This is a genomic window from Lunatimonas lonarensis (genome assembly GCF_000390185.1).
Lineage (GTDB): Bacteria > Bacteroidota > Bacteroidia > Cytophagales > Cyclobacteriaceae > Lunatimonas > Lunatimonas lonarensis.
In genome coordinates, this window is the sequence record NZ_AQHR01000019.1 from 1 (window position 1) to 546 (window position 546).

The 546-nt window shown below is 46.5% G+C and carries 1 protein-coding gene; it reads right to left on the minus strand.

The genetic code is table 11. The features are described from left to right. Nucleotides 1-515: transposase (locus tag ADIS_RS01880; protein ID WP_394330304.1), on the minus strand; the 515-nt coding region annotated here is incomplete at its 3' end. Between the last annotated feature and the right edge of the window lie 31 nt (nt 516-546).

The window sequence follows — 546 nt, forward strand, 5'->3', positions numbered from 1 at the left end:
ACTACCACGATCCTCTTTTTCCCTTCGTTTCTGCCTATTGCCTTGTCATCCTGGCCTCCCACGTAGGTTTCATCCACCTCCACCGTACCTACCAAGGGGTAGTTTCCACTGCTTTCCATCGCCTTCATCACCTTCTGCTTGAACAGCCAGCAGGTTTTCTGCCTCAGTTCGAGCTTTCTGCTAAGCTCGCAGCTGCTGATCCCGTTTTTACTGGTGGAAATGTAATAGACTATGTAAAAAGCCTTGAGAATGGGGAATTTGCACTGGTGGAACAGTGTGCCCGAGGTCGGAGATTCCAGTCTGCAGCATCGGGTACACTGCCTGTCGAATTCCTTTATGCCCTTACAATAGGTGGTGTTGCCACATTTCTTGCAGACGTATCCTTCTTTCCATTTCAGCTCCGCCAAGTACTTATAGCACTCCCTGTCGGAGGGAAACTTCTCCTGAAACTCAAATATGGAGAGACTCTTATACCTTTTTTCCATAGAAACCGTGTTTGAGAGCAATATAGGCAGATTTTGATCATTTACAAAATGCCTAATTCAA